General features: G+C 68.6%; 10 protein-coding genes. 3 read left to right on the plus strand and 7 right to left on the minus strand.

Annotated features, from left to right (window positions below; genetic code table 11):
- Positions 1 to 16 precede the first annotated feature (16 nt).
- On the minus strand, positions 17 to 931 hold the full coding sequence (locus ALI144C_RS18490; RefSeq protein WP_076988348.1) for a hypothetical protein: 915 nt from the start codon (positions 929 to 931) through the stop codon (positions 17 to 19).
- 287 nt (positions 932 to 1,218) lie between these two features.
- On the minus strand, positions 1,219 to 2,166 hold the full coding sequence (locus tag ALI144C_RS18495; protein ID WP_076988349.1) for a GlxA family transcriptional regulator: 948 nt from the start codon (positions 2,164 to 2,166) through the stop codon (positions 1,219 to 1,221).
- Positions 2,167 to 2,266: 100 nt separating this feature from the next.
- Here ALI144C_RS18495 and ALI144C_RS18500 point away from each other — a divergent pair, with 100 nt between their 5' ends.
- Positions 2,267 to 2,920: a DJ-1/PfpI family protein gene (locus ALI144C_RS18500; protein WP_202818986.1), complete on the plus strand. Its 654-nt coding sequence runs from the start codon at positions 2,267 to 2,269 to the stop codon at positions 2,918 to 2,920.
- On the opposite strand, the gene ALI144C_RS18505 is transcribed toward ALI144C_RS18500, so the two are convergent.
- Complete coding sequence (locus ALI144C_RS18505; protein ID WP_076988350.1) at positions 2,874 to 4,727, minus strand: acyl-CoA dehydrogenase family protein; 1,854 nt, start codon at positions 4,725 to 4,727, stop codon at positions 2,874 to 2,876. The two genes, ALI144C_RS18500 and ALI144C_RS18505, sit on opposite strands and share 47 nt — an antisense overlap.
- 51 nt (positions 4,728 to 4,778) lie before the next feature.
- Between ALI144C_RS18505 and ALI144C_RS18510 the strand changes: the two genes are divergently transcribed.
- On the plus strand, positions 4,779 to 5,057 hold the full coding sequence (locus ALI144C_RS18510) for a DUF2277 domain-containing protein (RefSeq protein ID WP_076988351.1): 279 nt from the start codon (positions 4,779 to 4,781) through the stop codon (positions 5,055 to 5,057).
- Positions 5,058 to 5,222: 165 nt separating this feature from the next.
- Here the strand turns inward: ALI144C_RS18510 and ALI144C_RS18515 are convergent, their stop codons facing one another.
- The 3 genes from ALI144C_RS18515 to ALI144C_RS18525 all read right to left on the minus strand — a co-directional run bounded on the left by ALI144C_RS18515 (position 5,223) and on the right by ALI144C_RS18525 (position 7,257).
- Positions 5,223 to 5,405 carry a hypothetical protein gene (locus ALI144C_RS18515; protein WP_143230710.1) on the minus strand — a complete coding sequence of 61 codons (183 nt, stop codon included), beginning with the start codon at positions 5,403 to 5,405 and terminating at the stop codon, positions 5,223 to 5,225.
- A 118-nt stretch (positions 5,406 to 5,523) separates the two neighbouring features.
- On the minus strand, positions 5,524 to 6,312 hold the full coding sequence (locus ALI144C_RS18520) for a dioxygenase family protein (RefSeq protein ID WP_076988353.1): 789 nt from the start codon (positions 6,310 to 6,312) through the stop codon (positions 5,524 to 5,526).
- A 39-nt stretch (positions 6,313 to 6,351) separates the two neighbouring features.
- Positions 6,352 to 7,257 carry an AraC family transcriptional regulator gene (locus ALI144C_RS18525; RefSeq protein ID WP_076988354.1) on the minus strand — a complete coding sequence of 302 codons (906 nt, stop codon included), beginning with the start codon at positions 7,255 to 7,257 and terminating at the stop codon, positions 6,352 to 6,354.
- A 166-nt stretch (positions 7,258 to 7,423) separates the two neighbouring features.
- Here ALI144C_RS18525 and ALI144C_RS18530 point away from each other — a divergent pair, with 166 nt between their 5' ends.
- On the plus strand, positions 7,424 to 8,560 hold the full coding sequence (locus ALI144C_RS18530; RefSeq protein WP_076988355.1) for an AI-2E family transporter: 1,137 nt from the start codon (positions 7,424 to 7,426) through the stop codon (positions 8,558 to 8,560).
- On the opposite strand, the gene ALI144C_RS18535 is transcribed toward ALI144C_RS18530, so the two are convergent.
- Positions 8,557 to 9,351 (minus strand): GAF and ANTAR domain-containing protein, encoded by a 795-nt coding sequence (locus ALI144C_RS18535; RefSeq protein ID WP_330359597.1) that lies wholly within the window; start codon positions 9,349 to 9,351, stop codon positions 8,557 to 8,559. The genes ALI144C_RS18530 and ALI144C_RS18535 overlap by 4 nt on opposite strands.
- Positions 9,352 to 9,399 lie beyond the last annotated feature (48 nt).

Here is a 9,399-nt window from a genome sequence, read left to right on the forward strand (position 1 = left end):
CCTCTCCTTTCCGGTGTCAGTGGCCGTGGCCGTCGTCGGCATGTCCCTGTTGGGTGGGCGGCGGGGCGTTCGTGCCGTCCGCGCTCAGCGTGAAGTCCGCTGTGCGCACCTTGTCACCGTGTTTGAAGTCCAGGAACAGCCGGTATTTGCCGCTCGACGGGACCTCGGCGAAGAAGGTGATGGTCGGCCCGGCCGTCGTGGTGCTGTCGGGGTGGACGTGCAGGTAGGCCAGGTCGCCGACCCGGAGCGCGACGAGGTGACCATACGCCCCCAGATAGGGCTGCAGGTCGGTGACGTCCTGCCCGGCGCGACGGACCGTCAGCACGAGCCGGGACGAGCGGCCTGCGACGAGCTGGCCGTCGAGCTTGACCTCGTAGTCGTCGACGGCCGACACCCGGAAGTCGCGGTAGCTGACCGGCTGGAAGAGGCCGGGCACGGCCAGATCGGCACCGAGTGTGAGCTTCTTGCCGCCGGTGGGCTTGAAGTCGGCGAACGCGCGGTAGCTGCCCGCCTGGGTGAGCGTCAGCGGCACGGTCCACGTGCCGTCCGGCGCCATCTCGGGGTGCAGGTGCTGGAATCCGGCCAGGTCACGGCGTACGACGATCAGGTGCATGCGCTTGTCGTGCTCGACGTCGAACGCCGTCAGCGCGGCGCCGTCGCTCTTGGTGATCCGGAAGCTGAACGGGGTGGTGGTTCCCGTGGTGAACGTCGTGCCGGTCGGCTGGAGGATGTAGCCGTCCTTGGCCGACGCCAGGCCGTCGGGTCCCTCGCTGCTCGCCGTGACGGTGTCGCCGTGGGTGTCCGTGTGGGGCGCGGCGGAGGTGCCCGCCGCGTCGCTCACGGGACCGACAGCGGTGCCGATCGCCCAGGCACCCGTGGCGACCAGGGCGAGCGCCACACCGTAGACGGTGAGCCTCGTGGCTGTGTTCATCGTCAGTCCTGTTCTCGGGCTGATGTCGCGGTCATCCGGCCCGTTGATCCCAGGCTACCCCCTACGGGTACCCCGAACCGTCGCGGCCGTGCTGGATTTATACCCCCCAGGGGTATCCAACGCAAGGTGGGGGTGCAACCAATGTGGCCTTCGGTGCGCCAGACGCAACCAAGGCGGCATTCGTTGCGTTTCATGCAGGTGCATGGGATGCAACGAATGCCACATTGGTAGCCAAAAACGCAACAAAGGCCACATTGGTTGCAAAAGTGCAGGTAAGTGGCTTGAGTTCATCGACGGCGCGGGGCAGCCCTGAAGGTGCCCCGGTAGGTACGCGGGCTGGTGCCGACGTGCTCGGTGAAGTGCACCCGCAGGGACTCCGCCGAGCCGAAGCCCGTGTCCCGTGCGACGCGCTCCACCGGCAAGTCCGTCGTTTCCAGGAGTTCGCGGGCGCGTTGCAGGCGTTGATCGAGCAGCCAGCGCAAAGGGGTCGTGCCGGTCTGCGCACGGAACCGCCGCGAGAGCGTGCGCGTGCTCATAGCCGCCTCGGCGGCGATGTCGCCGAGGGTCATCGGTGACGCGAGGTTCTCCCGCATCCACCGCAGTGTCGGGGCCAGGTCACCCGCGTCGTGGCCGTCCGGGTCGGGGTGCTCGATGAACTGGGCCTGCCCGCCCGCGCGCTGCGGTGGCATCACGATCTGCCTCGCGGTGCCCGCCGCGACCGCCGCGCCGTGGTCGCGCCGCACGAGGTGCAGGCAGAGGTCGAGACCGGCGGCGACCCCGGCCGACGTCAGGATCTGCCCCTCGTCGACGAACAGGACGGAAGGGTCGACTGTCACAGCCGGGTAGGTCTCGGCGAGTTGTCCGGCGAGCAGCCAGTGTGTCGTTGCCCGGCGCCCGTCCAACAGGCCCGCCGCCGCGAGCGTGAACGCGCCTGTGCAGATCGCCGCCACGCGCGCACCGCGGTCCGCCGCACCGCGCAACAGCCGCAGAACCCGGGGATTCGGCGGCTGCCCCGGATCGGCGCCCGGCACGATCACCGTGTCGGCGCCTTCGGCGTCGGCCAGGCCGTAGCGCGAGACAACACGAAAGTCCTCCCGCCCGGCGGTGGTGGCGGTCGCCCTCGGCTGGGCGCAGACCCGGACGTCGTAGCCGGGCGTGATGCCGAAGACCTGGCACGGGATGGTCAGCTCAAGGCCGACCACGCCGTCAACGGCGAGTACGGCGACGACATGCATGGCGAGATCCTAGGGAAAGGGGGCGATCTCGCCACTGTTCGGTCCCGGTGGCCGCGGACATACTCGCTGTGTCCCACTACCTTCGGAGAAGGGAGCCGACTTGGCTCTGCAAGTTCAAACCGTGCTGTACGACGGCGTCGAGGACCAGGATTTCGTCGGTGTGCTGACGGCTTTCGGTGTGCTGGAGGACATCCGGCTGTCCTATGTCAGCGCCGACGGCCCCGGCACGGTGATCACGTCGTCCGGCGCCGAGATCACGGTCCGATCCCGGTGGTCCCCGGAAACGGCCGACCTGATCCTGGTGCCCGGCGGCGGTTACGGCCCGAATTCCCCTGTGGACGAACAGATCCGGCGCGGCACACTCCCGACCGCGCTGGCCCGGGCCCGGCGTCCCGATCAGGTGCTGGCCGCGGTGTGCACCGGAACTCTCCTGCTGGCCGCCGCCGGACTCACGACCGACCGCCCCTGCACCACGCACCACGTCGCCAAGGACGACTTGGCCGCGCAGGGCGCACGCGTGGTCGGCGGCCGGGTGGTCGACGACGGAGACCTCGTCACGTCCGGTGGCGTCACCTCGGGTCTCGACCTCGGTGTGTGGCTGGTCGAACGCCTGCGTGGCCCCGAGGCCGCTTTGCTCGTCGAGGAAGTCCTCGAGTACGAGCGCCGCGGCACGGTGTGGAGGTCCACAGAGGACCACAGGATGGCCGCTACGCCAGGTACTGGCGAGGGATCGCGAACGCGTCGACCAGCGTGACGGCGTGCGGCCGCAGCTCCTTGCACAGCGCGTTGACCTCGGCGATCACCTTCTTGGCACGGGCGGACGTGATCCGGCCGTGTTCGAGGAACCACGCCCGGTCGGCCTCGATCGTGGCCAGTGCGTAGAGGTCGAAGACCTGGCCGAGCAGGGCCTTGACCTCCTCGTCGGCGCACCGCTCCACGGCCGCGTCGAACGCGTCGAACACAAGCCGGTCGATGTGGGTGCGCCCGGCGAGCAGCACGTGGTCCTGGACGTCGTTGAACACGTCGAACGGATCAGCGTCCGATGAAGCCGCGGCACGCAAGCGCCCGGCCAACCCGGACAACACGTGCTGCTCGCGGTCCTCGAACAGGCTGCGCTGCCAGGCACGCGAGCGCAGATCGTCGTCGTCGAACCGCGCGATCACGTTCCTGGCCGCGATCCGTTCGAGCACGGTCCCCATCAGCTGTTCGGCCACCAGGCGCGCGGTCGCCAACGGGCTCAGGTCGGCGAAGTTGTCGCGGTAGTCGGTCAGCAGTCCTTTGGCGACCAGTTGGAGCAGGACGGTGTTGTCGCCCTCGAACGTGGTGAACACGTCGGTGTCGGCCTTCAACCCCGGCAGCACGTTCGCCGCGAGGTACCCGGCGCCGCCGCAGGCCTCGCGTGCGGTCTGGATCGTGTTCGTGGCGTGCCACGTCGCCACTGCCTTGATTCCCGCGGCGCGGGATTCGAGCTGCCGCTGGGCGATCGGGTCGGGCTCCGGCGTGCTGTGCACCTCGTGCAGCATGTGGACCAGTTCGTCCTGCGCGAAGTGCAGTGCGTAGGACTTGGCCAGCGCGGGCAGCAGTTTCCGTTGGTGGGCGAGGTAGTCGAGCAACGGGATCTCGGCGTCCGAGTCCGGCCTGCGGAACTGGCGGCGGGTTTCCGCGCGGTGCACGGCGATCGTCAACGCGCGTTGCGTCGCGCTGCCCGCCGCGCCCGCCACGCTGATCCGGCCGCGCACCAGCGTGCCGAGCATGGTGAAGAACCGGCGGCTGTCGCTCTCGATCGGACTGGTGTAAGTGCCTTCGTCGGTGATGTCACCGTAGCGGTTGAGCAGGTTCTCCTTGGGGACACGCACGCCGTCGAACCACAGCCTGCCGTTGTCCACGCCGTTCAGACCGGCTTTCGGCCCGCAGTCCTCGATCCGCACACCCGGCATCGGGCGGCCGTCGGCGTCCCTGATCGGCACGACGAACGCGTGCACGCCGTACGACCGGTCGTCGACGATCAGCTGGGCGAACACCACGGCCGCCCGGCCGTCGCGTGCGGCGTTGCCGATGTAGTCCTTGCGGGCGTCGTCATCCGGGGTGTCCACGATGAACTCGCCGTTGTCGTACCGTGCGGTGGTGCGCAGGTGCTGGACGTCCGAGCCGTGCCCGCTCTCGGTCATCGCGAAACAGCCGGGCAGGTCCAGCGACATGACGTCCGGCAGGTAGCGGGCGTGGTGGCGTTCGGTGCCCAGCATCTGGATCGCGCCGCCGAACAGCCCCCACTGGACACCGGCCTTGACCATCAGCGACAGGTCGCCGTAGCCGAGGACCTGGAACGACACGACCGAACCGCCGATGTCGCCCTCGCCGCCGTGCGCGCGGTCGAACCCGAGCCGGGCGTGCCGGGCGGCGGCGAGCTCGCGCAGCTGATCGGACACCAGCGCGCGGTACGCGTCCACGTCCAGCCGGGCGGTGTCCGCGGGCTTGCTGTCAGCCAGCCGTTCCCGCAGCTCGCGGCGCAGACTCGGCCACCGGCCGTCGAGCACTTCGGTCACCCGCGCAGGTTCGATCATGACCAGAAGTTACCCAAGGTGTAGCGCTGCTACACGTCATATGCTGGGAGTATGTGCCGGAACATCACTACATTGCGTGGTCTTGAGCCAGCCGCGACGGACGCTGAGATCGAGGCGGCCGCGCGGCAGTACGTCCGCAAGGTCAGCGGCGTGCAGTCGCTGTCGGACGCCACCAGGGACGCGTTCGAACAGGCCGTCGCCGAGGTCACCGCGACCACGACGCGTCTGCTGGACACGCTGCCCGCCAGGCGGCAGCCACCCGCGACCGTGCCGCCGCTGCGCAGGCCCGAGGTGCAGGCCCGGATCGCCGCGAGGAGCAAGGCCGAGTAACGCCATACAGCCGGAGTGCCGTAGGCCCGCTGTGCTAGGCCACGGCACCCCGGCCAGGCCGGACGAGATCGAGTCCGCGTACGGGGCGGCTATCCTGCACCCTCCATGGTTGCCGCCCCGCGCGCGGCTTCGACTTCACCTCGTCCGAGCTCACCACCTCCGCGCCTACCGAATCGAGGGCCACGGACGACGACGCGGCAACGCCGCGACGCGGGCCATCGTCGCCGCGGAAGCACCGCGCTGGAGTAACGACAAGGACAAAGCGTTCTCACCGTCCGTCCCCGCGTCCGCCGTGCGGTAGGTCAGGTGTGGTGAACGAACCGGCGCGCGGTCGAAGGTGGCCGGCATGCGCGCCCACACCCCGGCCACCTCGAACGCACGTGTCAAACCCGCGGATATCCCAGACCGCCACCACGCCTACATCGCGGTCCAGCCGCTGCGGGTGTCTGGGCTGTCGTCCGGCGCATCACTCGGCCCGCCACAGCGCGGCGGTCGCCGGGGGTTCCCAGCCCGGTTGTGCCACATGCGTTTGCAGGCACACGTAACCGATCCCGTTGTACGTCACGCGGGTACCGGCGGGGTACGACGTGCCTGCCGCCCACGTCCCGCCGCCGCCTGGAGGCGGGGTGGTCGTCGGTGGGTTCTGCGGAACATTCAGCACGAAGTCGAACGCGGCTTCACGCCCGTTGCCGACGTTGTGCACAGTCATCAACAGGCGTGGGTCGAAGATCGAGTCCGTGTTGTTGCGGGGTTCGTTGGGGAAGTACAGCTGGGTGGTCAGCACCGGGCGGTTGGGTGCCTGCACCTTCACGTGGATGTGCCGGGTGCGGCCGGGGTAGAGGCCGGGCACGATCGTGGTGAGCTTGAACGCCCCGTTGGCGTCGGTGTACTGGTGGCCGCGGAACTTGAAGCCGACGTTGTCGTAGGCCCCGTTGTTGTCGGCCTGCCAGAAGTCCAGCAGGACCTTGGCGATCGGCTGGCACTTGAGGCCGAACACGTAGCCGGACACGGTCAGCGGCGTCCCGACGGTGCCAGGCTGCACCAATGATGTCCGCTCGGGGGAGTTCGGCTTGAAGTAGGGGCCTTCCGTTTGTGGTGGGGTGGGGTCATCGCCGTCATCACAGGCAGGTGTGAGCGGAGGCGCTTGCGTACTGGTGCGTGCGAGTGCCGGTACCGCGAGCAGGGCAGCGGGCACGGCGACACCAGCGGCAAGCGCGGCGCGTAACACCGTCTTCCGGCTGGGTTGGTTGTCCATTCCAGGTCCTTGTGGGCGCGTGGGACAGTGACAATCAACCTAAGTAGCCGGTTTCTCGTTGACGATGGACTGGTGCGGCCAGTCGTGGTGTTTTTCCCGGAAGTCGCCGGGGCTGTCGCCGGTCTCGCGGCGGAAGAACCGGCAGAAGTAGGCCGCGTCGGCGAACCCGATCCGCTGCGAGATCTGCCGGACGGTCAGATCGGTCCTGATCAGCAGCCGTTTGGCCTCCCTGATCCTGGTCTCGCGGATCAGCTGGGACGGTGTGCGCCCGGTGGCGTTGCGGATCACGTCCGTGAGGTACCCGGGGGTGACCCCGATCTGCTCGGCGTACTGGCGGACGGTCCACAGGTCGGTGTGCGCGGTCATCTTCACGAACTTCTGCGCGACCGCGTTCGCCCTGACCGGCGACGGGCCCGCGGTCTCGGTCAGCCTCCCCGCCCTGGTGACGATGACGTGCAGCAGGGCTCTGAGCACGGATTCGGTCCGTTCCTTGAACTCCTCGTGCATCTCGTCGAGCAGGTGCGTCATCCGCCGGTGCGCCTGCGGGTCGAGTGTGAGCCACGGCCGTTCGCTCAGCTTGTGCAGCAGGTCCCGGTCCGCGGGGTGGTCGACGAGGAAGTCGTCGGTGAACAGCATGACGGCCCCGTCGAGGTTGGTCACGTTCTCCCAGTGGTGCACCTGGCCGGGCACGATCACGCACAGGTGCGGTGGTTCCAGCTCCCATCTGGCCATGTCCACGACGTGCGTGCCCGTCCCACTCGTCACGTAGACGATCTCGTGGAAGGTGTGCCGGTGCGGGAAGTCGGCGTGGGACAGCGGGCCGAGCGCGTCGAACGTGCCCATCTCGAAGGCCATCCCGTCGGGTGTCTCCAACCGGTGGATGGGCGGTTCTCCATTGCGGGGTGGCAGGCAGGGTGTCCCTGGTAGGACGGTCGTGCCACGCATTCGTCTGATCCTCCCGTCGTCGCGAGGTCCAGACCAATTATGCGCACAGATCGGGCGGTCGCAGTGCGGAAAGTTCGATCGAGTTCACAGCCGGGACCCGATGATCAGGTCACATCGGTTTAGTTCTGCCTGCGCCAGGGCAGCCACAGGTCGGAGGTGGGCCCGGGTGTCGCAACAACCGAACAACGTGCCACGACTGCTGCGGGTGACCGCCGCGATCAGCTGGCGAGTGGTGGTCGTGGCCGCCGCGCTCTACGTGCTCGGGCACGTCGTCGGCTTCCTCGCGCCCGTCGTCGTGCCGCTCGCGATCGCGTTGCTGCTGTCGGCGTTGCTCACCCCGGCTGTGTCCTTTTTGAACCGCCACCGGGTGCCGAGGGGTTTCTCGGTCGCGCTGGTCATCGTCGGTGGTCTCGCCGTCTTCGGCGGGTTGATGACCTTCGTGGTCTCCACCTTCGTCAGCGGCCTGCCCGCACTGCGCACCCAGCTGTCCCGCAGCGTCGAGACCATCTCGAACTGGCTGACCAACGGTCCACTGCACCTGCGCGACGACCAGATCCGCAAGTTCTTCGACAACCTCGTCACCGCCGTCGCGGGCAGCCAGAGCGATCTGACGACCGGGGCGCTGAACACCGCGCTGACCATCGGCGAGGTGCTCGGCCAGGTGCTGCTGGTGATCTTCTCGCTGATCTTCCTGCTCTACGACGGCCCCGGCATCTGGGGTTTCCTGCTGCGCGGCGTGCCCAGCGACCACCGCACCCGGATCGACGTCGCGGGCCGCAGGGGGCTGGCGGCACTGGTGAGCTACGTGCGGGCGACCATCGCGGTGGCCACAGTGGATGCTGTGGGGATCGGGATCGGGATGCTCATCCTCGAGGTCCCGTTGGCGTTCCCCCTCGCGGCACTGGTCTTCCTCGGCGCGTTCGTGCCGATCATCGGCGCGGTGGTCGCGGGCGGTGCGGCCGTGCTGATCGCCCTGGTGGCCAACGGCCCGGTGACCGCGCTGATCCTGCTCGCGGTGGTCATCGCCGTGCAGCAGCTGGAAGGGCACGTGCTGCAGCCATTGTTGCTCGGCCGGGCGGTGCGCCTGCACCCGCTCGCCGTCGTCCTGGTGATCTCCGCCGGTGTCGTCACGGCCGGGATCACCGGAGCGCTGCTGGCCGTCCCGTTGCTGGCCGTGCTCAACTCCGGGATCCGGTCGCTGCGCAGCGAAGCCGACGAACACGTCAACCCCGAGGACGTGCACACCAGTCAGCCGGAGGAGTCGGCACCGGACGAACCCGACATCGACCGGCACGACGACTAGTCGATCTCGAGGTGCCTGCCCGCCAGGGTCTCGGCCAGTTCGGACAGTTTGACGTTGAGCGACTGGGACGTCTCCCGCAGCACGTCGAACGCCTCGTCGGCGCTGATCTTCCTGCGCTGCATGAGGATTCCCTTCGCCTGACCGATCACGTCACGGCTGTCGATGGCCTTGTGCAGGTGCTCGGCCTGCAGTTGCGCGGACGTGATCGCGCGCGACGTGGCCAACGCCAGCGATCCGTGGCTGGCCAGCAACAGCATCACGTCGCGGTCGTGGGCGTTGAACGCGCGACGGCGCCGCGAGTACACGTTGATCGCGCCGGACAGCTCCGGTGGCTGCGGATCACGCATCATCGCGGTCGACAGCACGGCGTGGAACCCCACGTCCAACGAAGCCTTGGCGAACTCCGGCCACTGGTTGTCCGACGCCAGGTCGTTGCTCAGCGAGTACGCCGGGCCGGAGGGGGCCACCGCCGTCGCGCACGGTCCGCGGCCGCTCTCGCACTGCACCTCATCCAGCCGGACCGCCAACGGATCGGTGGAGACAGGGGTGTGCAGCCTGCCGTCGGCGTCACGCAAGGTGACGCTGACCATGTCGGCGCCGGGCAGGAACCGCACGGCCGCCATCGCCAACTCCTGCAGCACACCTGCCGCCGTGTGTGTGGTCAGCAGCGATGTGGTCAACACGACGAACTGCTGGGCCAACGGGCCCAGTGCGCTGTCGCGGTCGGCGACGAAGTCCATCCTGTCTTTGGCCCAGTCGGGGTCGTCTAAGTCCTTCGGATCGCGTGCCACGGGTCCGGATACCCCGTTGCCTGCCATCCATGTCAATCGAGTGCGAGT

This window comes from Actinosynnema sp. ALI-1.44 (assembly GCF_001984155.1).
Classification (GTDB): domain Bacteria; phylum Actinomycetota; class Actinomycetes; order Mycobacteriales; family Pseudonocardiaceae; genus Kibdelosporangium.

Bases quoted from the DNA above. Each gene is read 5' to 3' on its own strand.
- ALI144C_RS18515 (WP_143230710.1), bottom strand. From the start codon at position 5,405: ATGCCGGCCACCTTCGACCGCGCGCCGGTTCGTTCACCACACCTGACC.
- ALI144C_RS18510 (WP_076988351.1), top strand. From the start codon at position 4,779: ATGTGCCGGAACATCACTACATTGCGTGGTCTTGAGCCAGCCGCGACG.
- ALI144C_RS18490 (WP_076988348.1), bottom strand. From the start codon at position 931: ATGAACACAGCCACGAGGCTCACCGTCTACGGTGTGGCGCTCGCCCTG.
- ALI144C_RS18525 (WP_076988354.1), bottom strand. From the start codon at position 7,257: ATGCGTGGCACGACCGTCCTACCAGGGACACCCTGCCTGCCACCCCGC.
- ALI144C_RS18520 (WP_076988353.1), bottom strand. From the start codon at position 6,312: ATGGACAACCAACCCAGCCGGAAGACGGTGTTACGCGCCGCGCTTGCC.
- ALI144C_RS18505 (WP_076988350.1), bottom strand. From the start codon at position 4,727: ATGATCGAACCTGCGCGGGTGACCGAAGTGCTCGACGGCCGGTGGCCG.
- ALI144C_RS18495 (WP_076988349.1), bottom strand. From the start codon at position 2,166: ATGCATGTCGTCGCCGTACTCGCCGTTGACGGCGTGGTCGGCCTTGAG.